Source organism: Mesorhizobium sp. LSJC280B00, assembly GCF_000502835.1.
Lineage (GTDB): Bacteria > Pseudomonadota > Alphaproteobacteria > Rhizobiales > Rhizobiaceae > Mesorhizobium.
This window is the reverse complement of the sequence record NZ_AYVL01000002.1, coordinates 396,147-420,766: the sequence shown is the minus strand read 5'-3', so window position 1 is coordinate 420,766 and position 24,620 is coordinate 396,147. Positions and strand designations below refer to the sequence as shown.

The following is a 24,620-nucleotide window of genomic DNA, read 5'->3' as shown; positions in this document are numbered from 1 at the left end:
CCGCCCGGCCGTTCAATGAGACCTTAGAGGAGCCGACCCATGGCCGTGACCTCCGCTGCCGTTCAGCCACGCCGGTCGACGCTGTCGCGCATTCTAGCGTTCGTGTCCGAAAGTCATAACGCGCTTGGCTTCGGCTTCATGCTGCCGGCGGCGGCGCTGCTGCTGGTCTTCCTGACCTATCCGCTCGGGCTCGGCGTCTGGCTCGGCTTCACCGATGCCCGCATCGGCCGCCCCGGCATCTTCATCGGCTTCGAGAACTATGAATATCTGTGGGATGACGCGGTCTTCTGGCTCTCCGTCTTCAACACCTTGCTCTACACGATCAGCGCCTCGATCCTGAAGTTTGCGCTCGGCCTGTGGCTGGCGCTTATCCTCAACCAGAACCTGCCGTTCAAGTCGTTCTTCCGCGCGATCGTCCTGCTGCCCTGGGTGGTGCCGACGGTGCTGTCGGCGATCGCCTTCTGGTGGATCTACGATTCGCAATTCTCGATCCTGTCCTGGGCGCTTATGGAAATGGGCCTGATCGACCATCGCATCAACTTCCTCGGCGATCCCGAGAATGCGCGGGCTTCGGTCATCGCCGCCAATGTCTGGCGCGGCATTCCTTTCGTAGCGATCACGCTGCTTGCCGGCCTGCAGACGATTCCGCAGTCGCTCTACGAGGCCGCCACGCTCGACGGCGCCAGCCGCTGGCAATTGTTCCGCTATGTGACGCTGCCGCTGCTGACGCCGATCATCGCCATCACCATGACGTTTTCGGTGCTGTTCACCTTCACCGATTTCCAGCTGATCTATGTGCTGACGCGCGGCGGGCCCGTGAACGCCACGCATCTGATGGCGACGCTGTCGTTCCAGCGCGGCATTTCCGGAGGCCAGCTTGGCGAAGGCGCCGCGATCGCAGTTGCCATGATCCCGTTCCTGCTGGCGGCGATCCTGTTCAGCTATTTTGGCCTGCAGCGTCGCAAATGGCAGCAGGGCGGCGGAGATTGACATGACCGCGATCGAAACGAGCAAACGCCCGGAACTCGACGAAGGCGGCATGGGCTACCTGCAGAGTTTGCCGCGCCGCGTGGTGACGGTCTACCTGCCGTTGCTGATCTTCGTCATCGTGCTGTTGTTTCCGTTCTACTGGATGACGATCACGGCGGTTAAGCCCAACCTCGAGATGACCGACTACGCCAATTTCAATCCGTTCTGGGTGGTGCATCCGACGCTCGAGCATATCCGCTACCTGCTCTTCGAGACGTCTTATCCGGGCTGGCTGCTCAACACGATCATCATCTCGACCGCCGCCACGTTCCTGTCGCTGCTGGCTGCCGTGTTCGCTGCCTATGCGATCGAACGCTTGAGGTTCTCCGGGGCGCGGCAGGTCGGCCTCGCGGTGTTCCTCGCCTATCTCGTGCCGCCCTCGATCCTGTTCATTCCGCTGTCGGTGATGGTGTTCAACCTTGGGCTTTACGACACGCCGTTCGCGCTCATCCTCACCTATCCGACCTTCCTGATCCCGTTCTGCACATGGCTGCTGATGGGTTATTTCCGCTCGATCCCGTTCGAGCTGGAAGAATGCGCGCTGATCGACGGGGCGAGCCGTTGGCAGATCCTCACCAAGATCGTGCTGCCGCTATCGGTGCCGGGCCTGATTTCCGCCGGCATATTCGCATTCACGCTGTCATGGAACGAGTTCATCTACGCCTTGACCTTCATCCAGTCGTCCGAAAACAAGACTGTGCCGGTCGGCGTGCTCACCGAGCTGGTGCGCTCGGACGTCTATGAATGGGGGGCGCTGATGGCGGGAGCGCTGATCGGCTCGCTGCCGGTCGTGGTGCTCTATTCGTTCTTTGTCGAGCACTATGTTTCCTCGATGACCGGAGCCGTGAAGGAATAGCCAGCATCGTGATTGGGTTCGGAGGTATTCCCGGCGGCCGGAATGCCTGGGGTAGGCACACTGCCGGCCGAGGCTACGGCCGGTTATTTGCCGCAGTATTGATCGTTGACATTCGTGTTGGCGTTGGCGTCGGAGACAGGCTTGCACACCTTTGCGTGAGGAATGCGCGAGGTTACGGAAGGGTGTCAGTGCCGGTGTCGGACTTCGGCGCAAATGCGCGGTCGGCAATGCGTTCGATGAAAGCGACGACCCGTTCCGGCTCAACGAATTGCGGCATATGGCCAAGCCCCTCGACCGGCTCGAAATCGAGCCCGCTGATCTTTTCCATCAGCGGCCAGGCATGGATATCGATGCCAAGCACGAAGTCGGAAGCACCAAACAGAATGCCGGCCGGCAAGGTGATCTCGCGATAGCGTTGCTCGATGCGGCCAAGGTCGTGCTCGATGGCCACGACATCGGTCGACGTTGCATAGAAATGGCTTGGCCTCAGCCCGCACCAGCCGCCGCCCTCGACCATATAGTCGGCCGGCGCCGTCTGCGGCGCGAAGATGAAGGCAAGCGTCGCTTCGGCATATTTGAGAGCCGCCGGGATCGCCACCGTATGAGCCATGATCCGGCGCCGCAGCGGCGACTTAATGTACAGCGGGCCGAACTTCTCGCGCGCGTCCGGCTCCAGATGGGTCAGCGGTGCCAGCAAGGCGATGCCGGAAATCGCCTCTGGATGCTCGATAGCCAGCATCAGCGCGATGGCGCCACCCAGCGAATGACCGACGACCAGCGGCTTTTTCAGCCCAAGCGCCTCGATAAAATGCCGCACGATCTCGGCCTGCTCGGGCAGCCGTCCGCTGGCGCCCCTGGCCCGCACCGAATAGCCGGAGCCCGGACGGTCGAGCGCGATCAGCCGATAGTTCGGGCCGAACCGTCCGAACAGCGTGTGGCCGAATTGATGAAGCTGCGCGCCGAGGCCGTGCAGGAAGACGATCGGCCGCCCCTCGCCCGTCTCGACATAATGGATGCGGTTGCCGTCGATCTCGATGAATTTGCCACTGACCGGCACCAGCCTTTCGGCCTTCGCCGCGATTCGCCGCGTCGCCAGCATCGGATAGGCTGCCACGACGAGCGCCAGCAGAAACAGCGCGCCGGGCAGCCATAGCAGAATTGATACCGGCATTTTTCCCTCAGCGCCCAAACCGGCGCAGCATCACCCGCCGACGGCTCCACTGCAAGGGAGGTGGCACAGGTAGATCCGTCGTTTGGCGGCATTGCCGCCGGCCGTTTGCCGCGCTATCTCAGGCGACCCGTTTGCCGGAGCCAGTCATGACCGAAATCGTCACCGCCGCCATGCTCGTCATCGGCGACGAGATTCTGTCCGGCCGCACCAAGGACAAGAACATCGGCCACCTCGCCGACATCATGACGGCGATCGGCATCGACCTGAAGGAAGTGCGCATCGTTGCGGACGAGGAAGACGAGATCGTCGCTGCGGTGAATGCGCTGCGCACCCGCTATACTTATGTCTTCACCACCGGCGGCATCGGCCCGACGCATGACGACATCACCGCCGATTCGGTTGCCAAGGCCTTTGGCGTGCCATGCGAATACGACGCCAAGGCCTACGCCCTGCTGGAGGCAAGCTACGCCGCCCGCGGCATCGAATACACCGAAGCGCGCAAGCGCATGGCGCGGATGCCGCGCGGGGCAGACCACATCGATAATCCAGTGTCGGTTGCGCCGGGCTTTCGCATCGGCAACGTCCATGTCATGGCCGGCGTGCCGGCGATTTTCCAGGCGATGCTCGACAATGTCGTGCCGACATTGCGGGCCGGCACCAAAATGCTGTCGGCAACCGTGGAATGCCCGTTCGGCGAAGGCCTGATCGGCGGGCAGCTGGGCGACATCCAGAAGGCGCATCCGGACACGATCATCGGCTCCTACCCGAAATATGGCGATGGCAAATTCTGGACGGAACTGGTGGTGCGCGCCCGCAGCCAGCAGGCACTGGACTCCGCACGCGCCGACGTGGAGGCTATGGTGGCGGGCTTGATCAAGGCAAGCCGAGTGGGCTGATCGGCCGGCCTGACGGAACCAGCATCGCGCAGTGACGTTTGTCACGAGTGGGATCGCCGTAAGAAGTGAGGGACTGCCATGCGCTTCAAGACCATCGTCGCCATATTGCAGAATGAACAGGATGCCGAGCGCGTCCTCGACTGCGCGATCCCGCTGGCCGGCCGATTCCAGAGCCATCTGATCGGCATCCATGCCGAGGCGCTGCCCGTGCCCTACACCTCTGCCACCGGCTTTCCGGACACCGAGTTCCTGCAGGTTTCCGCCGATATGAACCGGGAGCGCGCCGAGAAGTTGCAGGCCGCCTTTCACAGGCGCATCGAGGATTCCGGCCTGTCGTTCGAGTGGCGCAGTCTCGAGAGTTTTTCCGGCGACAGTGCGCTGACCGGCATCTCGACCGTTCGCACCGCGGACCTGATCATCGCCGCGCAGCGCGAATCGGGCAGCGATCCGAGCGCCGACGTCGACACGCTGGTCTACGATGCCGGCCGGCCGGTGCTGGTGGTGCCGCATTCGGGTCCCCTCGTCACCAGCTTCAAGCACGTGCTGCTCGCCTGGAACGGCAGCAAGGAAGCCGCGCGCGCGGCCTTCGATGCCCTGCCCTTCATCATCGAGGCCGAGAAGACGGACATCGTCGTCATCGACCCGCCGGATACGCTCGACGAGGCGCCGGAAACAGCCGGCGCAGAGATCGCCGCCTCGCTGTCCAGGCATGGCGCGACCGTCAGCGTCTCAGTGCTGAGGTCCGGCGGCGCTTCCGTTGACGACATCATCCAGACCAGGGTCGCCGAATCGGGCGCGGACCTGCTTGTGCTCGGCGCCTACAGCCATTCCTGGCTGCGCCAGCTGCTGTTCGGCGGGGTGACGCGAACGGTGCTGCGCACCGCACCGGTGGCGGCTTTCCTGTCGCGCTAGGTCTGCAGGGATCGCTGACAGGACAATCGCCTTGCCGCGCCCTTGCCAAGAGCAAGCCTTTCCAGTTAATTCCGCGCGCATTCCATCATGTTCTAGCGCGCAATGCGCGCTTGCGGAGTGCGCGAGAGATGTCCCTGCCCGAAAAAGCCTTCCCGGTCTCCTGGGACCAGTTCCACCGCGACGCGCGCGCGCTCGCCTGGCGGCTTGCCGGCGCCAACAAGGGGCAATGGAAGGCGATCGTCTGCATCACGCGCGGCGGCCTGGTTCCGGCGGCTATCATTTCGCGCGAACTTGGCATCCGCATCATCGAGACGGTCTGCGTCGCCTCCTACCACGATTATACCAGCCAGGGGCAATTGCAGGTGCTGAAGGAGGTCACGCCGGCGCTGCTCGCCGATGACGGGGCCGGCGTGCTGATCATCGACGACCTCACCGACACCGGCAAGACGGCGGGCATAGTGCGCGCGATGATGCCCAAGGCGCATTTCGCCACGGTCTACGCCAAGCCGAAAGGCAGGCCGATGGTCGACACTTTCGTCACCGAGGTCAGCCAGGACACCTGGATCTATTTTCCCTGGGACATGGGCTTCACCTACCAGAAGCCGATCGCCGACGACCACGCCGGCTGATTCGCGGCAACGCCGCTTGATGCACCGAGTCCGCCCAGGGGACCTCCGCACACCGATAAAGGCGTGGCGCGACGCTGCTGCAGTCGCGCCATTAGGCTGAGATCGGCGCAGATTGACGGAATCTGGCCGATCCGTGAAACATTTTTTACTTTCACTGCTTATAATTAGCCGTAAGATTCGTGAGACGGCAAATGATTCTGGAAGCTGGGGCAAGCTTCTCCGATGTTGACGAGGCCAACGACGCACAACCATAAGGCCGAAAGGGTCCGGCGACTCTTCGGCGCGGTGCCGTCCCGCCTGCAGGTTGCAGCCCTGCCTTGGCGCGATAGCGGGGACGGCGTGGAAATCATGCTGATCACCAGCCGCGATACCGGCCGCTGGGTGCTTCCCAAGGGCTGGCCGGAGGCGAAGGAGCCGCTTTGCGAAGCGGCGGCACGCGAAGCCGGCGAGGAGGCCGGGCTGCGCGGCACGATCTCGCATCACGAGGCCGGCCGCTATTTCTATGCCAAGCTGCTGGATTCCGGCGAGGAAGTGCCGTGCGAGGTGCTGGTCTTCCCGCTGCAGGTCGACAAGGTCGCCGACCGGTGGAAGGAAAAGCGGGCACGCACCCGCAAGTGGGTCAGCGCCGCCGAGGCTGTGCGCATGGTCAACGAACCCGACCTCAGCCAGATCATCGCCCATTTCTGCGCGGATCCGCATCGGTTCTCCTGAGTCTCAGTCGCGCATAGCCTATCGCTCAGGTGCTGTGGAACGTCGTTGCCGAAGCGCCTCCACCCAGAGCCGACCCTTCCTTGCGCTCCGCTTCTATCCCCGTTATCCACATGTGTGACACACAAGATGTGGGGGTCATAAAAGCTACGCAAACGAATCCTTGACGCCGCAAAACGAGTCGCCTTTTATAGGCCATGCGCTCCTGTTGAGAGTGCGACCGGAAAAGTTTCGAGGCCGGTCTTTTTCCCGGAATATGTGCGTTTTGAGCCGCATTCCCGCCTGTTTACGAGGCCGGCGAAGGCGTGGGATTTTGAAGCCTTGGGTGGCGAAAGGGGAGGATTGTCGGACTTGAATAAATTGTCTGTTAATACTATATTTAGTGTTTGCAGGTAGGTTCGACGCTAGATAATGTAAATTTCCCTCGATCGAGGGCGTTACAAAAAGTTTTCAGTTTTGAGGGACCCACAGGGTCCGTGAGCGCGTTGGACAGCGGCCTCGCGAGAGGTTTGACCGGCAGGGCGGCGGAGACTGTGAAGATGAGAGCCGGCGGTTTTCGAACGCCGGCAGGCGGCGGACATGCGCGTTTCGTCAAGAGGGCAGAAATCCTCTGGGAAAAGCGCTATATGTAGACAAAAGGGACCGGACCAATGCGCATCGAGCGTCGTTTCACCAAGCCAGGGCAATCAGCTTACGCGGAGATCGAATTCCGCAAGGCGCTTTCCGAGATCAAGAATCCGGATGGTTCGGTGGTGTTCCGCTTGGACAACATCGACGTGCCGGCGCAGTTCTCCCAGGTTGCCGCCGATATCCTGGCGCAGAAATATTTCCGCAAGGCTGGCGTCCCGGCACGGCTGAAGAAGGTCGAAGAGACGCAAGTCCCCTCCTTCCTGTGGCGCTCGGTCGCCGACGAGGCTGAATTGGCCAAGCTGCCGGAAGCCGAGCGCTACGGTTCCGAGACCGACGCCCGCCAGGTCTTCGACCGGCTTGCCGGTACCTGGACCTATTGGGGCTGGAAGGGCGGCTACTTCAAGTCGGAGGAAGACGCGCGCGCCTTCCGCGACGAGCTCGCCTATATGCTGGCCACCCAGCGCGTCGCGCCGAATTCGCCGCAATGGTTCAACACCGGCCTGCACTGGGCCTATGGCATCGACGGTCCGAGCCAGGGCCACTTCTATGTCGACCCGTTCACCGGCAAGCTGACCAAGTCGAAGTCTTCCTACGAGCACCCGCAGCCGCATGCCTGTTTTATCCAGGGCGTGCAGGACGACCTCGTCAACGAGGGCGGCATCATGGACCTGTGGGTGCGTGAGGCGCGCCTGTTCAAATACGGCTCCGGCACCGGCTCCAACTTCTCGTTCCTGCGCGGCGAAGGCGAAAAGCTGTCGGGCGGCGGTCGTTCGTCGGGGCTGATGAGCTTCCTCAAGATCGGCGACCGCGCGGCGGGCGCCATCAAGTCGGGCGGCACGACGCGTCGCGCCGCGAAAATGGTCATCGTCGACGCCGATCATCCCGATATCGAGGAATTCATCGACTGGAAGGTCAATGAGGAGCAGAAGGTCGCCTCGCTGGTCACCGGCTCGAAGATCGTCAAGAAGCATCTCGAAGCGATCATGAAGGCCTGCATCAACTGCGAAGGCAATGGCGACGACTGCTTCGACCCGGCGGTCAACACCGCGCTGAAGCGCGAGATCAAGGCGGCCAAGAAGGACGCGGTGCCGGAGAACTACATCTACCGCGTCATCCAGTTTGCAAAGCAGGGCTACACCTCGATGTCGTTCAAGACCTACGACACCGACTGGGATTCGGACGCCTATCTCACGGTTTCCGGCCAGAATTCCAACAATTCGGTGTCGCTGAAGGACGATTTCCTGCGCGCCGTCGAGCAGGACGGCGACTGGCATCTCACCGCCCGCAAGGACGGCAAGGTACTGAAGACGCTGAAGGCGCGCGATCTCTGGGAAAAGATCGGCTATGCCGCCTGGGCATCGGCCGATCCGGGCCTGCATTTCAACACGACGATGAACGACTGGCACACCTGCGCCTCGGCCGGTGCGATCCGGGCGTCCAACCCGTGCTCGGAATACATGTTCCTCGACGACACCGCCTGCAATCTGGCCTCGATCAACCTTCTGCCCTACCGCAATGCCGACGGCACGATCGACATATCAGCCTACGAGCACACGGTGCGGCTGTGGACCATGGTGCTGGAAATCTCCGTCATGATGGCGCAGTTCCCGTCGAAGGAGATCGCCAAGCTTTCCTACGAGTACCGCACGCTCGGCCTCGGCTATGCCAATATCGGCGGCCTGCTGATGACCTCGGGCATTCCCTATGATTCCGACGAGGGCCGCGCCATCTGCGCCGCCCTCACCGCGATCATGACCGGCACGGCCTATGCCACTTCGGCCGAAATGGCCGCCGAGCTCGGCGCCTTCCCCGACTACGACCGCAACGCGCAGAACATGCTGCGCGTCATGCGCAACCACCGCCGCGCGGCCTATGGCGAAAGGGACGGCTACGAGAAGCTAGCCGTCAACCCGGTGCCGCTGGTCGCCTCCGATCTCAGGCAGCAGGAGCTTGCCGACCATGCCAAGGCCGCCTGGGACCGCGCCATCGAGCTCGGCGAGGAGCATGGCTACCGCAACGCGCAGGCAACGGTGATCGCGCCGACCGGCACGATCGGCCTGGTGATGGATTGCGACACCACCGGCATCGAGCCCGACTTCGCGCTGGTAAAATTCAAGAAGCTCGCCGGCGGCGGCTATTTCAAGATCATCAACCGCGCGGTGCCCGAAGCGCTGCGCACGCTCGGCTATTCCGAGGCCCAGATCGCCGAGATCGAGGCCTATGCCGTCGGCCACGGCAATCTCAACCAGGCGCCGGGCATCAACCCCGGCTCGCTCAAGGCAAAAGGCTTTACCGACGAAAAGATCGCAGCACTCAATGCCGCGCTGAAGTCGGCCTTCGACATCAAATTCGTCTTCAACCAGTGGACGCTGGGCGCTGACTGGGTGAAGGAGACGTTCGGCTTCACCGACGAGCAGCTCAATGATTTCTCGTTCGAGATGCTGCCGGCGCTGGGCTTTTCGAAGAAGGACATCGAGGCCGCCAACATCCATGTCTGCGGGGCGATGACGCTGGAAGGCGCGCCGTTCCTGAAGGCCGAACACCTGCCGGTGTTCGACTGCGCCAGCCCGTGCGGCAAGATCGGCAAGCGTTCGCTGTCGATCAACAGCCACATCATGATGATGGCGGCGGCGCAGCCCTTCATCTCCGGCGCCATCTCCAAGACCATCAACATGCCGAACGACGCGACGGTGGAAGACGCCAAGGGCGCCTACATGCTGTCGTGGAAGCTGGCGCTGAAGGCCAACGCGCTCTATCGCGACGGCTCGAAGCTGTCGCAGCCGCTCAACGCCTCGTTGCTTGCCGACGTCGAAGACGACGAGGACGAAGCCATCGAGCAGCTGATCGCGGCGCCGGCCGCACAGCGCGCCGTGCAGGTGACCGAGAAGATCGTCGAGCGCGTCGTCGAGCGTCTCTACCGCGACCGCGAGAAACTGCCGAACCGCCGCAAGGGCTATACCCAGAAGGCGGTCGTCGGCGGCCACAAGGTCTATCTGCGCACTGGCGAGTTTGATGACGGCCGTATCGGCGAGATCTTCATCGACATGCACAAGGAAGGTGCCGCCTTCCGGGCGATGATGAACAACTTCGCTATCGCCATCTCGCTCGGCCTGCAATATGGCGTGCCGCTCGACGAATATGTCGAGGCCTTCACCTTCACCAAGTTCGAGCCGGCCGGCATGGTGCAGGGCAACGACGCCATCAAGAACGCCACGTCGATCCTCGACTACGTGTTCCGCGAACTGGCTGTCTCCTATCTCGGCCGCCACGATCTCGCCCATGTCGACCAGTCGGATTTCGACAAGACGGCACTCGGACGCGGCATCAATGAAGGCAAGGCGACGCCCTTCTCCAAGGGCCTGACCCGCGGCGCCTCGCCGGTCAAGCTGGTGTCGGGCATGGGCGCCGAGCCGAAAGGCTTTGCGGGTTCCGGTTCCGGAACTCCAGCCCGTACCGCCCCGACCGCTTTCTCCGGCTCCAATGTGCTGACGCTGAAGCCCGCCAGCGACGAAGCCATCGCCTACAAGCGCGACTACGAGGAGCGCGCCAGGGAACTGGTCGAGGACATCGTCTACGCGGAAGCCTCCGACCCGACGGAGCTGTTCACCGACGAGGCCGCGAAAGAAGCAGCCGAAGCCAAAGCGCTCGCCGCCAACCGGCGCCAGCAATCGCTGATGCAGGGCTACACCGGCAACGAATGCTCGGAATGCCATAACTTCACGATGGTGCGGAACGGGACTTGCGAGAAGTGCGATACTTGCGGGGCCACGAGCGGGTGTAGCTGAGGAGCTGAGGTCGCGCCTCCCCTTCTCCCCTTTGTTTGGACTGGGGACATCGCGAACAGATGTGCGAGGACATCGCGAACAGTTTTGCGCTTTTGCGCGAGGGGGTTCGGGATGCCATTCGAGGACAGAAGCGTGATAAAGCAGAAGCTGGAGTTTGTAAGGCTGGCGTCGGCGAAAGGAGCGAATGTAAGCGTGCTGTGCCAGCGCTTCGGTATCGGCCGGACCTGTGGCCACAAGCTGCTTTCGCGCTATCGGATCGAGGGGGAGGCTGGGCTGGTCGAACAGTCGCGGCGGCCACGATCGAGCCCGGCGCGCAGCGCGCCGGAGGTGGAAGCGGCGGCCCTTGCGGTGCGTATGGCGCATCCGGCTTGGGGTGGACGCAAGATCGCGCGTGTGCTTGCCCGCGAGGGTATCGGCACGCCGGCGGCCTCGACGGTAACCGGCATCCTGCGTCGCAACGGCATTGAGTTGGGAACGTCGGGCGGTGGAGCGCAGCCCTTCATCCGCTTCGAGCATGCCGCCCCCAACGATCTGTGGCAGATGGACTTCAAGGGTCACGTCGCCTTGCGTTGCGGCCGCCTGCATCCGCTCACCGTGCTTGATGACCATTCGCGCTTCTCGGTCGCGCTGTCGGCCTGCGCCGACCAGACCACCGCAGCCGTAAAAGCCCGGCTGGTCACCGCCTTCCGCCGCTATGGCTTGCCGTGGCGCATCGCCACCGATAATGGCCCGCCCTGGGGCGATGGCGGCCGCAACGACTTCACGCTGCTCACCGTCTGGCTGATCGAAACCGGCATCGCCGTCAGCCACTCCAGGCCTTGCCATCCCCAGACCCTCGGCAAGGACGAGCGCTTCCATCGCTCGCTCAAGGCCGAGGCGCTGCAGGGACCGCCCTTCGCCGATCTCGCCAAGGCCCAGGACGCATTCGACCAGTGGCGCCATGTCTACAACGCCCAGCGTCCCCACGATGCGCTGGACGGCGGCGTGCCGCTCGATCGCTACTGGGCATCGCTGCGCCCTTATCGCGAAACGGTCGAGCCGTTCGAATACGCCAAGGGCGATCTCATCCGCCGCGTACAGCAGCATGGCTTCGTCTCCATTCTTGGCCGCACCATGCGTTTGTGCAGGGCCTTCACAGGAAAATCCGTCGCCTTCAGGCCCACCGCCACAGACGGTGTCTTCGACGCCTGGTTCAGACATCAGAAAATAGAAACCATCGACCTCAATGTCGTGGCGCGATAGCATGCAAAACTGTTCGCGATGTCCTCGCACATCTGTTCGCGATGTCCCCAGTCCAAACACCCTTGTGGGAGAAGGTGGCCTCGCGAAGCGAGGTCGGATGAGGGGTGCTCCAGCTTGGCACCGGCGGCGCTCCGTCCAACACCCCTCAACAGTCTCGGCGCTGCGCGCCAATCCACCTTCTCCCACAGGACAGGGGGAGAAGGGAAGAGCGCGCGATTACCGCCAAGGCTGCAAACTGTCATCGCGGACGTAAGCGATGATGGTGTCGCAGACTGCGTTCAGATCCCGCAGCACGTCGTCATTCCAGAAACGCAGTACACGAAAGCCCCTCGCCTTAAGTTCGGCGTCCCGCTCCCGGTCATAGTTCGAATCCGCATGCTGGCTGCCGTCGATCTCGATGATCAGTCTGGCCTCGGCGCAAATGAAATCGGCGATGAACTTGCCGACCGGAACTTGGCGCCGAAATTTGATGCGATCGAGCCTACGTCCGCGCAGTTCGTGCCACAGGCGGTCTTCCGCTTCCGTCGGCTCGCGTCGCATTGAGCGGGCGAAGCGACGTTTGGTGGGCGCAACGGGCTGATGCGGCATGGGGCGACGTTATCCAATCCTGGGGACGACCTCCAAGGAATCCTCAGATAAGGGCCGACGTTCGAGACCAACCAAAGGGGATGGCGCGGCGCCTCCCCTTCTCCCCTTGTGGGAGAAGGTGGCCTCGCGAAGCGAGGTCGGATGAGGGGTGCTCCAGCTTGGCACCGACGCACTCCGTCCAACACCCCTCAACCGTCTCGGCGCTCCGCGCCGAGCCACCTTCTCCCACATGGGGAGAAGAAAGAAGCTGCCGCGCTACTCCGCCTCAGCCACCATCTGCCGGCCACCCACCCAGTCGCGCCAGGCCCTCTCATCGCCGTGGAAGACGTTGAGGTCTATGCGGCCTCTTACGCCGTGCGACAGGCCGGAGCCGGAATATTGCCAGAACAGCCATTTGCGGTCGGGATAGACCTTTGACGGGTGCGCCGCCACGGCGCGCAGCCAGAACGGATAATCGAGGAAGGCGCCCCTGAGATTGTCACGGTAGAAGTCGGGCGCGGTGTAGATGATCGGCCGCTGGCCGTAGTGGCGCTCGAGCTTGTCCATGAACACCTGCATCTTTTCCAGCACCTTTTGCCGCGATGGGCGGCGCTTGCAGCTGGAGTCGCCGTTCCACTCGACGTCGATCACCGGCGGCAGCGCACCCTCGACCCGCGGCACGTTGCGGATGAACCAATCGGCCTGCTCGCCGGCGGTGCGGCACCAATAGAAGAAGTGATAGGCGCCGCGCTTGAGGCCGGCGGCGTCGGCACTGCGCCAGTTTCTGGTGAACATCGGGTCGAGATGGTCGCCCCCGTCGGTGGCCTTGATGTAGGCGAAATTGGCGCCCTGGGCACGCAGCTTTCCCCAGTTCACATTGCCCTGCCAGCGCGAAACGTCGACGCCGTGGACGGCGAGACGCCTCGGCGAGGATGCCTTGCCGAAATTGATCGGCTTGGCATCGCGAAAACCATAGCGCGTGACCGGTTCGGCAAGCATTGCTGGTGCCGCGCGTGTCAGCCGCTTCGGCGGCGACATCAGCGCGATCACCTCGGCCGGCGGTTCGACGTCCTGATCGGGTACGTCCATCGCGACCGGCTGTTCGTCCTGCTCCTGTTCGGCAAAAGCGGGCGCAGCATCGATTTTCGCCGCAGAGGCGATCGGCGCGGGCGGTCGCACAACCGAGCTGGTGGTCTCGCTGGACGGCACTTGCAGTGCATCGACGCCGGAGGTCGACGTGCAGCCGGCAAGGCACAGCGCTGCGATCGAAAAGATGACGACGCCTGATAACCGCATCTGGACCTGTACGCAAAACACAACAGACCGAAGGCAGGACAACGCCGCCGGACAAACCAAGCTGGATTCCTAACAAGAAACTACCAACAAAGTTTGAATCGAATTGTTAGGGCTTTGCAGCGGGACGTTGGCCGGGCGGAGTTGCGCGATCCCTCCAACGTTCGGCCACGTCGCTGCCTCGGCTTGACAACGCACGGCATGAGATTAGTCTCTACTAATCTTACGGTGTAAGGCACCACGTGGAGGACGTCATGCAGCCCGCCGCCCTGTCAGAATTGCAGCCCGTAGTCCCGCCGGAGCCATGCTCGCCCGCCATCGGGGTCGACGAGATACCTCGCAACCTCAGTCGCGCCATCGAACGCGCCGAGGTCAATGCGTGGCTCGATCTCTATCGCGCCGCCCCGGCAGACTTTGCCGCAAGGCAAAGCCTTGCCATCGCCGAAGATGGCGATCTCGTCTGGACCACCTGCACGACGATCCCGTTCATCCATTTCAACTGTGTCAAAAATTTCGGCGTCGAGAGCGCGGCCACCGAGAGCCGGCTCGACGCACTTCTGGCGCATTATCGCGACGCCGGCATTCTGCGGCCCTGGTTCTACACCAATCCACACACCGAGCCCGCGACGCTCAGCTGCTGGCTCGAGGCGCGCGGCCTGCAGCGTCAGGGCGGCTGGGAACGCATCTTTCGCGACGCGACGCCATTGCCCGCTGAGCCGCTTTTCCCGACGGAGGATGTCTCGGTCGAGCGGGTGACGCCGGCAACGGCAAGGGAATGGGCTGGGTTCATCGACAGCCAATATCGGTTGCCGACCTCACCGTGGTTGCTGGCGCTGGCCGGCCGGCGCGGCTGGCATCATTACATGCTGCGGCGGGAAGACGCGGTGGCGGCGGTGCGCTCGATGTTCATCGGCGCCGACGGCATGGCCTGGAGCGGCATCGACGCGCCGGTGCCCGGCATCATGGCGCCGAGCTTCGACCTCGATGCAATGCTCGGCGAAGCGATGGTGCGCGACGGACTTGCGGCCGGTGCAAAACTGTTCGTGGCCGATATCGAGGCGCCGCGAGCCGAACGTGAGGGGCCAGCCTACCGCAACTATGCACGCCTCGGCTTCAAGCTTGCCTATTTCCGCAGCCATTACAGCTATTTGCCGGCAAATTCCGGCTGACCGCTTCAAGACCCTAGCTGCACAACCACAGCTTGTGACAGGTCGTGGCCATGAGGTGGGCCGGCGGTACAAAGCGATCGTTGACCGGCGCATCATCGTCTACCCGGCGGACCTTTTCTTCGAGCAACGTGCGAAGTTGTGCCGGTTGCACGCGGTCGCGCTCCATTACCAGCTTGATCATCGGATCGCTCAAGAGTTCATCCAGGGTGTTGATGCTGTCGTTCATCCGTCGCCTCCTCGACTGCCTGCCCGCATGCCAATAGATAGGCAGCAATGATGGCCCGCCAATGACGCTTTGCCGGCTATCTCGTGTCGCTTTGGATTAAATTTTGTCCAGATTTCACCTCAAGCCGGAGGTGGCGCGCCTTCATATTGCGGCAGGCCGTCATCGATCTGCACCCAGGGCTGCTTCGAGGCGGTCCAGATATGCATCTCAGGCCTGAACACCGAGGGATCATCGAGCGAGCCGGTGGTGATGCCGATGATGCCGGCGGAATCGCGTCGGGAAAACATCGTCGTGCCGCAGCGGGGACAAAAGCCGCGCTTGAGATCGGGCGAGGAATTCACCGTCGCCAGCGGTCCGTCGACCGTCACATCGTCGATGCGGAACAGCACGCGCGCGTTAAAGGCGGCACCCAGCGCCTTCTGGCACAACCGGCAATGGCAGACGCGCTCATTGATCGGTGCCGCCTCGGCGCGGTAGCGCACCGCGCCGCACAAACACCCGCCCTGATATCTTGCCATCACCCGCGTCCCTGCCCTGTGAGGATAGGCGGCATACCTATCGATAGGCGTGGCAGCGTCAATTGAAAAGCTTTGATGGCGCCATCTATAGCTGTGATGCGGCCGATCCACGATTGGCCGATGCGCCGGGCCAAGGCCCCATGGGCGAAATGCCGGCCATCTCGCGGAAGACGGCCGGCAGACAATTGACTGGGCGTCAGTTCGTTTCGTTGACGACCTCGTCCCAGGTCTTGACCTTGGTCTGGCCATTGAGGAACGGCAGCGCGGCAGCTGTCAGTTCCGGCGCGAAGAACACGTCGTAGTGGGTGCGGTTCGGCAGGATCGCCAGGCGGTTCTGCGACAGGTTCTCGCGCATCCAGCCGGCGTCCTTCAACCCGCCGCCGAGCATCTGATAGAACTTGATCTCGTGCTCGGGCCGGTACATATCGCTGTCGCCGAACACCAGCATCACCGGCATTTTCAGCTTCGGCACGTCGGCCGAATAGTCGTAGTCCTTGCGCATATAGGCGCCGAGCTGGTCGAGCAGTTTCGGAAAATCCTCCGGATGCGGCGCAACCGCGACGTAGGACTTGTACATCGGCGTGTCCTTCATCATGTCGGCCATCGCCGCGCCGACTTGTGCCTGCTGGCCACGCATTTCGGCGTAGAAGCCGTCCGCGGCGTAGCCGGTCGAGACCAGCACCAGGCGGCGCACCGCTTCAGGCTGCTGGACGGCCATGCGGAAGGCGACGCCGCCACCCAGCGAATAACCCATCACGTCGACCTTGTCGTAGCCGAGTGCCTTGACGATTGCCGCCATGTCGTCGCCCATCGCCTCCAGGCTGAGCGGCCGGTCGCCGAGCGCGGTGCGGCCATGGCCCTGCAGGTCGACCCCGATGACGGTGCGGTTCTCGGTAAGCTTCGGCAGGATCGGCGCGAACATGTCGGTCGTGCCGAGACCGCCATGCAGCAGAAGCAGCGGCTCGCCCTTGCCATAGACGGCGTAATAATAGTTCAGGCCGTTGATCGGCAGCAGGCCGGATTTTTCCGGCGTCGGCAGTGTTGCGGTTGCGGTCGTCATGGCGGGCTTGGCCTCCTCTGCGTTGATGGTGCCCGGCGCGGCAAATAGCGCGGCGGCCGAGGCGAAAATGGCGAAAAATACCGATCTGGACATCAGTCTCCCTCTCTCGTTTGCATCAAAGTCGGTTTGCGACCTCCTCAAGCTGTTCGGCGCACTGGCCCCAGCCCTCGTGAAAACCCATTTTCTCGTGCTGTTCGCGGTCGGCGACCGACCAATGCGCGACGCGGGCAATGTAGCGGGTCTTGCCCTCGCCCTCGTCCTCGAAGGTCAGCACGACCGTCATGAACGGCTTTTCGGACGGCTCCCACGCCTTCGTATAGGCATCGGTGAAGACGAGCTTTTTGCCCGGTACGACTTCGAGGAAGATGCCTGGATTCGGGAACTCCTTGCCGTCGGGATCGGCCATGACGACAAGGGTGGAGCCACCGGTCCGCACATCCATTTCGGCGCGCGGCGTCATCCACGGCGTCGGCGAGAACCATTGCGTCAACAGCTTTGGCTCGGTCCAGCAGCGATAGACGTTCTCGTGCGGCGCATCGATGATGCGGGCGAGAACCAGCTCGCGATCGGAGTTGGGGGCGATGTCGAGCTTGGTGGTCATGATGTTTCCTCACATGTCGGTTTTGGCTTCCGTGTCTAGGACGAACCGACAAGACGCAAGCCGACACGGTCCGCGAAAAAATCCGCGGGACAGGAGATTCGAACGACGGAAATAAGTGGCTTCAGTGGCGCTTGGCTTGCACCAGATAGGCGTCGATCTCGGTCTCGCCGAGCCACTTGGCCGCTTCCAGCCGATGCAACCCTTCGACCAGGATATGGCGCTTGCCGTCATGGCGCACTTGGATCGGCATCTTCATGCCGTTTTCCAGAATGTCCTCGGCCAGATGGCGGACGGTCTCGGGATGCAGCGTCTTCTTGCGCGCCGTCGGCACGTAGATATCGTTGACCCTGACCTTTTGCACTCTCAGCATATCGGCTCCCGTGGCGGACAACGCCGCCCTTTGTGAGATAGTCTGTTTGTCAGGCAAGGCCAAGGGAGCAGCCCGGCAATGGCTGGCCCGATCGTTTCCAATTGACGCTTGGCCGGCGGATGGCCGAAATGGCGGCCTTCGACCTTAGCGGTGTCCATGAACCATCCGCCGACCGAGTTTCCCGATTTCGGACTGACGCCGGAGCAGCGACGCCAGGCGGTGCGCAGCCATTACTGGGAATGGCCCGGTATGGATGGCAGGCGCGGCGAAATCTGGTGCTACAGCGACCGTTTTTCCTATCGCCCCGGCGAGATGGTGGCGCTGCATGTCAGTTCGACGGCCGCCGGTTTCGGCATCGCAATCATCCGCGACGGCGGCGCGGAAACGACAATGTTCGAAAGGACCGGGATTGCGGCGCGCTGGCAAGATACGCCGGATCAATGTTCGGTCGAAGGCTGCGGCTGGCAAGCGTCGTTCGAGTTTCGCATCGGCGACGACTGGCCATCCGGCGCCTATCGCGTCACGCTTGAAGCGGACGGTCGCGACGGCAAGCCGATCCGCTGTCATCACCTTTTCATCGTCTCGCCGCAGCCCGGCAAGAAACCCGGCCGCGTGCTGCAGGTGGCTGCCACCAGCACCTGGCTCGCCTACAATACATGGGGCGGTTCCAACCATTACGAAGGCATCACCGGGCCAGGCCGGGACCAATATGCACGAATGGTGTCGACCCAACGGCCGTGGTGCCGCGGCTTCGTCGTGCTGCCCAGGGACGCGCCGCGCGTGCCGCTCGAAGTCGCCGTGCCGCCGAAAACCGTGCCGCGCTATCCGCATATGGAATGGGCCTTTGCTACCGGCCATTCGAAGAAATACGCCTCGTCCGGCTGGGCAAGCTACGACAGCCATTTCTTCCGCTTCGCCGAGCGTGCCGGCTACGCCGTCGATCTCGCCAGCCAGCACGATCTGCATTTTTCGCCCGACATTCTCGACGGCTATGACTGCGTCGTCTTGGTCGGCCACGACGAATATTGGACCTGGGAAATGCGCGATGCGGTCGACACCTATGTCGAGCGCGGCGGTCATGCGGCGCGCTTTGCCGGCAATTTCATGTGGCAGACCAGGCTGGAGGACGAAGGCCGCCGGCAGGTCTGTTACAAATACCGCGCTCGCGCCGAGGACCCGGCCTATCGCGGCGGCGATATAAGGCGCGCCACCAATTCCTGGGAAGCGCCGGAAATCGGCCGGCCGGGTGCGGCGACCTTCGGCCTCAACGCGACAAGAGGCGTCTATGCCGGCTGGGGCGGCTGCGCGCCGCGCGGCGTACGCGGCTTTCCGGTCTACCGGCCGGAGCATTGGGCGTTTGCCGGCACCGGCATCTACTATGGCGATCTGCTCGGCGCCGACAGCCATGTCTATGGCTACGAGGTCGACGGGCTCGATTTCGAGATCCGCGGCGGCCTGCCCTACCCCAAGCCCGACAGCGGTGCACCGGACGGGCTGCAAGTGCTGGCCGTCGGCATGGCGAGCCAGGTCGAGGAAAGCGCCGACATTGCGTTCGACGACCAGTTTCTCGGCGACGAGGACGGACGCTTCACCGCCGAGACGCTGTTCGGCGAGGCAAGCGATGCCAACCTCGACAAGGTCAAACGCGGCAACGGCATGATCGTCAATTTCCCGCGCGGCAAAGGCGAGGTGTTTCACGCCGGAAGCTGCGAATGGGTTGCTGGCCTGCTAAGGCAGGATGCGATGGTCGAGCGCGTCACCAGAAATGTCCTCGACCGCTATCTTGGAAAGCCATGACATGTTGAAGTCTCCTGCCCCGGAAACTCGCGAAGCCTCGCATCTGTTTTATCTATCCAGCGTGCGCCGGCCGCTGATCGACCGCGCCGAAGGCATCTACATGTGGACGCAGGATGGCCGCCGCTTCATCGACGGATCGAGCGGTCCGATGGTTGCCAATATCGGCCACTCCAATCGCAACGTGCTCGACGCGATGAAAAGGCAGATGGACCGCGCCACCTTCGCCTACCGCCTGCATTTCGAGAACGAACCGGCCGAGGAGCTCGCGCGGCAGCTGGCCGCCAAACTCCCTGAAGGCATGGACCGCATCTTCTTTGTCTCCGGCGGCTCGGAAGCGATCGAATCCTGCATCAAGCTGGCGCGGCAATGGGCGGTCGCCACCGGCCAGCCCAGCCGTTGGAAGGTGATCTCGCGCTTTCCCTCCTATCATGGCGGCACGCTCGGCGCGCTCGCCGTTACCGGCGACGATGCGCTGTCCGAAACATTTGTGCCGATGATGCAGATGATGCCGACCGTGCCGGCGCCCATCGCCTGGCGCGACCGCGACAATCTTTCGATGGAACAGCGCGGCATCCGCTACGCCGACATGCTGGAGGAAAAGATCCTCGCCGAGGGAGCGCAGAGCGTGCTCGCCTTCATCATGGAGCCAGTCGGCGGCGCTGCCACGGCAGCACTGGTGGCGCCGGACAGCTACTATCCGCGCATCCGCGAGATCTGCGATCGCTACGGCATCCTGCTCATCCATGACGAAGTGATGAGCGGTGCCGGCCGCACCGGAAAATTCCTCGGCGGCGACCACTGGAACTGCAAGCCCGACATCGTCGCGCTGTCGAAGGGGCTGGGCTCTGGCTACGCGCCGCTCGGCGCGCTGGCGGCACCGATGCGGCTGGTGCAGCCATTGCTCGCGTCGGGCGGCTTCCAGCACGGCCATACCTATGCCGGCAATCCGCTCGCCTGCGCCGCCGGGCTCGCCGTGCTCGGCGAGATGGACCGTCTCGGCCTGATCGCCAACGCGGCTGTCATGGGCGAGCTATTGATGGACGAGCTGAAGGGATTGGCGAAGCGGTTTCCGTTCATCGCCGACGTCCGCGGCAAGGGCCTGCTCACCGGTGCCGAAATGGTCGCCGACCCAGAAACGCTGAGGCCGATCGAGCCGGCAAAGAAGGCCACCCAGCATCTGCTCGACCTCGCCTACGAGCGCGGCCTGATCATCTACGGACGTAAGGTCAAGGGCGGTGTCGACGGCGACAATTTCATGGTCGCGCCGCCGATGATCGTCACCGCCGCGCAGATCGGCGAGATCATATCCATCATCGGCGACTCGCTCGAGGTGCTGGCCGGCGAGCTCGACCTGGCGGTCGAAGGCTGAGAGGCGAACCATGGCGCCGCGAAAAGTCATCATCACTTGCGCCGTCACCGGGTCGGTACACACCCCGTCGATGTCGCCGCATCTGCCCGTGACGCCGGACCAGATCGCCGCAGACGCGATCGCCGCCGCCGAAGCCGGCGCCGCGATCCTGCATCTTCACGCCCGCGACCCCAGCGACGGGCGGCCGACCGCCGACCCCGAGGTGTTCATGCAGTTCCTGCCGCGCATCAAGCAGGCGACCGATGCGGTGATCAACATCACCACTGGCGGATCGTCGCTGATGACGCTCGACCAGCGGTTGGCCGCCCCGCTCAGGGCCGAGCCCGAAATGTGCTCGCTCAATATGGGCTCGATGAATTTCGCGCTGTTCCCGATGCTCGAGCGGCCGCGCGAATGGCAGCACGAATGGGAGCCGAAGCTGCTCGAGGCCACCCGCGACACGATCTTCAAGAACACCTTTGCCGATATGGAGACGGTGCTCGAAAAGCTTGGGCGCGGATGCGGCACGCGCTTCGAATTCGAGTGCTACGATGTCGGCCATCTCTATTCGCTTGCGCATTTCCGCGACCGCGGGCTGGTGTCGGGCCCATTGTTCATCCAGTTCGTATTCGGCATATTGGGTGGCATCGGCGCCGATCCCGAAAACCTGATCCACATGAAGCGCATCGCCGACAAACTGTTCGGCGACAGCTACCGGTTTTCCGTGCTGGCGGCCGGACGCCACCAGATGCCGATGATCTCGATTGCGGCGACGATGGGCGGCAATGTCCGCGTCGGGCTGGAGGACAGCCTCTACGACGGGCGCCAGCTCGCCAAGTCCAATGCCGACCAGGTCCGCCGGATCCGCGGCGTGCTCGAAGGGCTGTCGCTGGACGTCGCAACGCCGGCCGAGGCACGGCAGATGCTGGCGCTCAAGGGCGGCGACCGCGTGGCGTTCTGAGATGCGGCCGTGACCAACCCACCGTCAAGAGACATTGTCATCCGCCCCGGCCGGGTCGAGGACGTCGAAACCATCCACGCCGCGCTCCTACGGCTCGGCGCGCATGTCGGCGCACATCAGGAGATCACCTCGACAGCTCAGGATCTCCGCACCTATGGCTTTGGCGAAAAGCCTGCCTTCTCGACCTTGATCGCCGAAGTCGGTGGCGAATTTGCCGGGCTTTGCCTGTATTTTCCGATCTTCTCGACATGGATGGGACGGCCCGGCGTCTATGTGCAGGACCTCTATGTCGAGGACCGTTTTCGTGGCCGCAGGATCGGCGAGCGCCTGCTGCGCCGGGTGGCGGCGCAGTGCCGGAAGGCAGGCGGCGTCTATCTCAGGCTGTCCGTCGACACCGACAACAAGACCGCCAAGGCTTTTTACGAACGGTTAGGCATTGGCTGGTCGAGCTACGAGCAGGTGCAGAAGATCGTCGGCGACGCCTTTTTCGCCTTTGCCGATGCACCGGAGGAGCCAACATGAAAGCCTTCTATGCCGAAGAACAGAAGCGCCACGACCCGAAGGCGTTCCTCTCAAGCGGCGCGCCGCAGCCCAATCCGGAAAAGCCGGAACGGGTCGAGCGATTGTTAGCCGGCACCAAGGCTGCCGGCTGCACGATCGAACGGCCGCGGGATCACGGGCTCGGCCCGATTGCGGCGGTGCATACGCCGGAATATCTCGATTTTCTCCAGCATATCTTCGCGCGCTGGCAGCGCATCGAGGGCGCCTCGGCCGAGGTCATCCCCAATATCCATCCGATCGCGCGGAACGGCTCCTATCCGGCCTCGGCGGTCGGCCAGGCCGGCTACCACATGGCCGACACCGCCTGCCCGATCTCCGGCGAGACGTGGCAGAGCGCGCTTTGGAGCGCCTGGAGCGCGGTTGAAACCGCCGAGGCGGTGATGTCGGGAGCGCCGGCCGCCTATGCGCTGTGCCGCCCGCCCGGCCATCACGCCTTTGCCGATGTCGCCGGCGGCTTCTGCTTCATCAACAATTCGGCCGTCGCTGCACAGGTTCTGCGCAAGCAGGCGGCGCGGGTGGCGATCCTCGATGTCGACCTGCACCACGGCAACGGCACGCAAGGCATCTTCTATGCCCGGCCGGACGTGCTCACCGTGTCGCTGCATGCCGACCCGGTGCGCTTCTACCCGTTTTTCTGGGGCTATGGCGACGAGCGCGGCGAAGGCGCCGGCCTCGGCTACAATCTCAACCTGCCGCTGCCGCGCAAATCCGGCGATGCAGCGTTCCTCGAAGCGCTGGAGGCATCGTTCCAGCGCATCAACACCTTCTCGCCCGATGCGCTTGTGGTGGCGCTGGGGCTAGATGCCTTCGAAGGCGATCCGTTCGGCGGGCTGTCGGTGAGCACGCCTGGTTTTTCGCGCATTGGCGAGGTGATCGCCGGGCTCGGCCTGCCAACGGTCATCGTCCAGGAAGGCGGCTATCTCTGCGACGAGCTCGGCGACAATCTCACCGCCTTCCTCACCGGTTTTGGCGGCGCCCACAAGCGATGATCCGCCCGCGAGGGCCGCTCAGGATCATTCCTGCCTCAGCATGGCGACAACGCGGTGCACGCTCTCCAGCGTCGCGTCGATTTCGGCTGAAGTGTTGTAATGAGCGATGCCGATGCGCACCACCCCCTGCTCGGCCGGAATGCCGAGCTGGTGGACGATCTCCCAGGCGTAGTTGTGGCCGGACCACAGGAAGATGTTTTCGGCATTCATCTGCCGCACGATCGTCTCCGGCACGATGCCTTCGACAGTGAACGACACCGTCGGCACACGCTCATTGATCCGCTTCGGATCGGTGATGCCGTGGATGGTCAGGCCGGCAATATCCGACAGACCGTCGATCAGCTGTTGCGCCAGCGGGTTCTCGTAAGCGATTGAAACTTCGAAGGCCTTGGCGATTTTCAGCCGACGCGATCCTTGCGCGCCGGCTGCCGCGCCCAACTCGGCAAAATAATCGACCGCGGCCGACAGGCCGGCCATCAGTTCGATTTGCGGCGTGCCGAGCTCGAAGCGCTCCGGCAGGGCATTGGACGAGCAACGGCATTTATACGGCTTAAGCGTATCGATAACGTCCAGCCTGCCCCACAAAATTCCCATATGCGGGCCGAAGAACTTGTAAGCCGAGCAGATCAGGAAATCGCAGCCGAGGTTTTGGACGTCGATCAGGCCATGCGGCGCGAACTGGACGGCATCGACGTAGACCAACGCACCAGCCCGCCTGGCGATGCCAGTCAACGCCTTCACCCGGTTGATCGACCCGGTGAGATTGCTGGCGTAGTTGAGCGCGACGAGCCGCGTCCTCTCGGAAAGCAGCGCGGCGAGCGCCGCCTCCTCGATCTGCCAGCTCTGCTGGTCGAAAGGCAGCCAGCGCACGACAAGGCCAAGGTCTTCAGCCAGTTGCAGCCAGGGTGAGACGTTGCCCTCATGATCCATGCGGGTGAGGATGATCTCGTCCCCGGGCTTCATCGTGCGGCCGAGCGTTCGCGACATGTGGTAGGTCAATGTCGTCATGTTGGCACCGATGATGATTTCCTGCGGGCTCGCAGCGCCGAGAAAATCCGCCATCGCCAGATGGGCCTCGTCCACGATGTCTTGTGCTGCAACGGTGGTCTCGAAGAAGCCGCCGAGGTTAGCATTGGTGGTCAGCAAGCAACGCGATACTGCGTCCGCCACCGCCTGCGGGACCTGCGTGCCGGCAGGATTGTCGAGATAGATGCGCCGGCGGCCCTTGTCGATCAGCGACAAAGCCGGAAATTTCGCGCGCACCGCGTCGATCCGGAAGTCCATGGCTGTTCCCCTCTCCTT

At 63.2% G+C, this 24,620-nt stretch carries 23 protein-coding genes; 14 read left to right on the top strand and 9 right to left on the bottom strand.

Annotated features, from left to right (window positions below; genetic code table 11):
- Positions 1–39: 39 nt before the first annotated feature.
- Together X773_RS44375 and X773_RS44370 are read left to right on the top strand one after the other, a co-directional pair.
- Complete coding sequence (locus X773_RS44375; protein WP_023674767.1) at positions 40–990, top strand: sugar ABC transporter permease; 951 nt, start codon at positions 40–42, stop codon at positions 988–990.
- Between the two features lies 1 nt (position 991).
- Positions 992–1,885 (top strand): carbohydrate ABC transporter permease, encoded by an 894-nt coding sequence (locus X773_RS44370; protein ID WP_023674766.1) that lies wholly within the window; start codon positions 992–994, stop codon positions 1,883–1,885.
- A 172-nt stretch (positions 1,886–2,057) separates the two neighbouring features.
- On the opposite strand, the gene X773_RS44365 is transcribed toward X773_RS44370, so the two are convergent.
- Entirely contained in the window at positions 2,058–3,056 is a 999-nt protein-coding gene (locus tag X773_RS44365; protein ID WP_023674765.1) for an alpha/beta hydrolase, read from the bottom strand.
- A 146-nt stretch (positions 3,057–3,202) separates the two neighbouring features.
- On the opposite strand from X773_RS44365, the gene X773_RS44360 reads away from it, so the two are divergent.
- The 6 genes from X773_RS44360 to X773_RS44335 all read left to right on the top strand — a co-directional run bounded on the left by X773_RS44360 (position 3,203) and on the right by X773_RS44335 (position 11,858).
- Positions 3,203–3,952: a competence/damage-inducible protein A gene (locus tag X773_RS44360; protein ID WP_023674764.1), complete on the top strand. Its 750-nt coding sequence runs from the start codon at positions 3,203–3,205 to the stop codon at positions 3,950–3,952.
- Positions 3,953–4,030: 78 nt separating this feature from the next.
- Positions 4,031–4,864, top strand: a complete 834-nt coding sequence (locus X773_RS44355; protein WP_023674763.1) for a universal stress protein — start codon at positions 4,031–4,033, stop codon at positions 4,862–4,864.
- A 128-nt stretch (positions 4,865–4,992) separates the two neighbouring features.
- Entirely contained in the window at positions 4,993–5,493 is a 501-nt protein-coding gene (gene gpt / locus X773_RS44350) for a xanthine phosphoribosyltransferase (RefSeq protein ID WP_023674762.1), read from the top strand.
- Positions 5,494–5,715: 222 nt separating this feature from the next.
- Positions 5,716–6,204 carry an NUDIX hydrolase gene (locus tag X773_RS44345; RefSeq protein WP_023674761.1) on the top strand — a complete coding sequence of 163 codons (489 nt, stop codon included), beginning with the start codon at positions 5,716–5,718 and terminating at the stop codon, positions 6,202–6,204.
- A 647-nt stretch (positions 6,205–6,851) separates the two neighbouring features.
- Positions 6,852–10,616, top strand: coding sequence for a vitamin B12-dependent ribonucleotide reductase (locus X773_RS44340; RefSeq protein ID WP_023674760.1), 3,765 nt, complete (start codon positions 6,852–6,854; stop codon positions 10,614–10,616).
- Between the two features lie 111 nt (positions 10,617–10,727).
- Positions 10,728–11,858, top strand: coding sequence for an IS481 family transposase (locus X773_RS44335; protein ID WP_023674759.1), 1,131 nt, complete (start codon positions 10,728–10,730; stop codon positions 11,856–11,858).
- A 216-nt stretch (positions 11,859–12,074) separates the two neighbouring features.
- Here the strand turns inward: X773_RS44335 and X773_RS44330 are convergent, their stop codons facing one another.
- Positions 12,075–12,446, bottom strand: coding sequence for an endonuclease domain-containing protein (locus X773_RS44330; protein ID WP_023674758.1), 372 nt, complete (start codon positions 12,444–12,446; stop codon positions 12,075–12,077).
- Positions 12,447–12,701: 255 nt separating this feature from the next.
- The gene (locus X773_RS44325; protein WP_023674757.1) at positions 12,702–13,721 is read right to left on the bottom strand and encodes a GH25 family lysozyme; all 1,020 of its coding nucleotides are present in this window, start codon (positions 13,719–13,721) and stop codon (positions 12,702–12,704) included.
- A 251-nt stretch (positions 13,722–13,972) separates the two neighbouring features.
- Between X773_RS44325 and X773_RS44320 the strand changes: the two genes are divergently transcribed.
- A complete protein-coding gene (locus tag X773_RS44320; RefSeq protein WP_023674756.1) occupies positions 13,973–14,887 on the top strand; it encodes a hypothetical protein in 915 nt (304 codons plus the stop codon).
- 13 nt (positions 14,888–14,900) lie between these two features.
- Here X773_RS44320 and X773_RS44315 read toward each other — a convergent pair whose 3' ends face one another.
- From X773_RS44315 to X773_RS44295, 5 genes are all read right to left on the bottom strand, one after another.
- Complete coding sequence (locus X773_RS44315; RefSeq protein WP_023674755.1) at positions 14,901–15,113, bottom strand: hypothetical protein; 213 nt, start codon at positions 15,111–15,113, stop codon at positions 14,901–14,903.
- A 119-nt stretch (positions 15,114–15,232) separates the two neighbouring features.
- Positions 15,233–15,631 carry a GFA family protein gene (locus X773_RS44310; RefSeq protein WP_023674754.1) on the bottom strand — a complete coding sequence of 133 codons (399 nt, stop codon included), beginning with the start codon at positions 15,629–15,631 and terminating at the stop codon, positions 15,233–15,235.
- A gap of 196 nt (positions 15,632–15,827) precedes the next feature.
- A complete protein-coding gene (locus X773_RS44305; RefSeq protein ID WP_023674753.1) occupies positions 15,828–16,784 on the bottom strand; it encodes an alpha/beta hydrolase in 957 nt (318 codons plus the stop codon).
- A 22-nt stretch (positions 16,785–16,806) separates the two neighbouring features.
- On the bottom strand, positions 16,807–17,292 hold the full coding sequence (locus tag X773_RS44300) for an SRPBCC family protein (RefSeq protein ID WP_023674752.1): 486 nt from the start codon (positions 17,290–17,292) through the stop codon (positions 16,807–16,809).
- 121 nt (positions 17,293–17,413) lie between these two features.
- A complete protein-coding gene (locus X773_RS44295; RefSeq protein WP_023674751.1) occupies positions 17,414–17,662 on the bottom strand; it encodes a ParB N-terminal domain-containing protein in 249 nt (82 codons plus the stop codon).
- A gap of 156 nt (positions 17,663–17,818) precedes the next feature.
- Here X773_RS44295 and X773_RS44290 point away from each other — a divergent pair, with 156 nt between their 5' ends.
- From X773_RS44290 to X773_RS44270, 5 genes are read left to right on the top strand one after another with little or no spacing between them, the layout of a single operon-like run.
- Positions 17,819–19,459: a N,N-dimethylformamidase beta subunit family domain-containing protein gene (locus X773_RS44290; protein ID WP_023674750.1), complete on the top strand. Its 1,641-nt coding sequence runs from the start codon at positions 17,819–17,821 to the stop codon at positions 19,457–19,459.
- A gap of 1 nt (position 19,460) precedes the next feature.
- Positions 19,461–20,828 (top strand): aspartate aminotransferase family protein, encoded by a 1,368-nt coding sequence (locus tag X773_RS44285; RefSeq protein WP_023674749.1) that lies wholly within the window; start codon positions 19,461–19,463, stop codon positions 20,826–20,828.
- Positions 20,829–20,838: 10 nt separating this feature from the next.
- On the top strand, positions 20,839–21,768 hold the full coding sequence (locus X773_RS44280; protein WP_023674748.1) for a 3-keto-5-aminohexanoate cleavage protein: 930 nt from the start codon (positions 20,839–20,841) through the stop codon (positions 21,766–21,768).
- 9 nt (positions 21,769–21,777) lie between these two features.
- Positions 21,778–22,290, top strand: coding sequence for a GNAT family N-acetyltransferase (locus tag X773_RS44275; RefSeq protein WP_023674747.1), 513 nt, complete (start codon positions 21,778–21,780; stop codon positions 22,288–22,290).
- Complete coding sequence (locus tag X773_RS44270) at positions 22,287–23,318, top strand: histone deacetylase family protein (RefSeq protein ID WP_023674746.1); 1,032 nt, start codon at positions 22,287–22,289, stop codon at positions 23,316–23,318. Before X773_RS44275 ends, X773_RS44270 begins: the two co-directional genes overlap by 4 nt.
- A 24-nt stretch (positions 23,319–23,342) precedes the next feature.
- On the opposite strand, the gene X773_RS0137245 is transcribed toward X773_RS44270, so the two are convergent.
- A complete protein-coding gene (locus X773_RS0137245) occupies positions 23,343–24,602 on the bottom strand; it encodes a cysteine desulfurase-like protein (RefSeq protein WP_031211238.1) in 1,260 nt (419 codons plus the stop codon).
- Positions 24,603–24,620 lie beyond the last annotated feature (18 nt).

Bases quoted from the DNA above. Each gene is read 5' to 3' on its own strand.
- X773_RS44375 (WP_023674767.1), top strand. From the start codon at position 40: ATGGCCGTGACCTCCGCTGCCGTTCAGCCACGCCGGTCGACGCTGTCG.
- X773_RS44370 (WP_023674766.1), top strand. From the start codon at position 992: ATGACCGCGATCGAAACGAGCAAACGCCCGGAACTCGACGAAGGCGGC.
- X773_RS44365 (WP_023674765.1), bottom strand. From the start codon at position 3,056: ATGCCGGTATCAATTCTGCTATGGCTGCCCGGCGCGCTGTTTCTGCTG.
- X773_RS44360 (WP_023674764.1), top strand. From the start codon at position 3,203: ATGACCGAAATCGTCACCGCCGCCATGCTCGTCATCGGCGACGAGATT.
- X773_RS44355 (WP_023674763.1), top strand. From the start codon at position 4,031: ATGCGCTTCAAGACCATCGTCGCCATATTGCAGAATGAACAGGATGCC.
- gpt (WP_023674762.1), top strand. From the start codon at position 4,993: ATGTCCCTGCCCGAAAAAGCCTTCCCGGTCTCCTGGGACCAGTTCCAC.
- X773_RS44345 (WP_023674761.1), top strand. From the start codon at position 5,716: ATGTTGACGAGGCCAACGACGCACAACCATAAGGCCGAAAGGGTCCGG.
- X773_RS44340 (WP_023674760.1), top strand. From the start codon at position 6,852: ATGCGCATCGAGCGTCGTTTCACCAAGCCAGGGCAATCAGCTTACGCG.
- X773_RS44335 (WP_023674759.1), top strand. From the start codon at position 10,728: ATGCCATTCGAGGACAGAAGCGTGATAAAGCAGAAGCTGGAGTTTGTA.
- X773_RS44330 (WP_023674758.1), bottom strand. From the start codon at position 12,446: ATGCCGCATCAGCCCGTTGCGCCCACCAAACGTCGCTTCGCCCGCTCA.
- X773_RS44325 (WP_023674757.1), bottom strand. From the start codon at position 13,721: ATGCGGTTATCAGGCGTCGTCATCTTTTCGATCGCAGCGCTGTGCCTT.
- X773_RS44320 (WP_023674756.1), top strand. From the start codon at position 13,973: ATGCAGCCCGCCGCCCTGTCAGAATTGCAGCCCGTAGTCCCGCCGGAG.
- X773_RS44315 (WP_023674755.1), bottom strand. From the start codon at position 15,113: ATGAACGACAGCATCAACACCCTGGATGAACTCTTGAGCGATCCGATG.
- X773_RS44310 (WP_023674754.1), bottom strand. From the start codon at position 15,631: ATGGCAAGATATCAGGGCGGGTGTTTGTGCGGCGCGGTGCGCTACCGC.
- X773_RS44305 (WP_023674753.1), bottom strand. From the start codon at position 16,784: ATGTCCAGATCGGTATTTTTCGCCATTTTCGCCTCGGCCGCCGCGCTA.
- X773_RS44300 (WP_023674752.1), bottom strand. From the start codon at position 17,292: ATGACCACCAAGCTCGACATCGCCCCCAACTCCGATCGCGAGCTGGTT.
- X773_RS44295 (WP_023674751.1), bottom strand. From the start codon at position 17,662: ATGCTGAGAGTGCAAAAGGTCAGGGTCAACGATATCTACGTGCCGACG.
- X773_RS44290 (WP_023674750.1), top strand. From the start codon at position 17,819: ATGAACCATCCGCCGACCGAGTTTCCCGATTTCGGACTGACGCCGGAG.
- X773_RS44285 (WP_023674749.1), top strand. From the start codon at position 19,461: ATGTTGAAGTCTCCTGCCCCGGAAACTCGCGAAGCCTCGCATCTGTTT.
- X773_RS44280 (WP_023674748.1), top strand. From the start codon at position 20,839: ATGGCGCCGCGAAAAGTCATCATCACTTGCGCCGTCACCGGGTCGGTA.
- X773_RS44270 (WP_023674746.1), top strand. From the start codon at position 22,287: ATGAAAGCCTTCTATGCCGAAGAACAGAAGCGCCACGACCCGAAGGCG.
- X773_RS0137245 (WP_031211238.1), bottom strand. From the start codon at position 24,602: ATGGACTTCCGGATCGACGCGGTGCGCGCGAAATTTCCGGCTTTGTCG.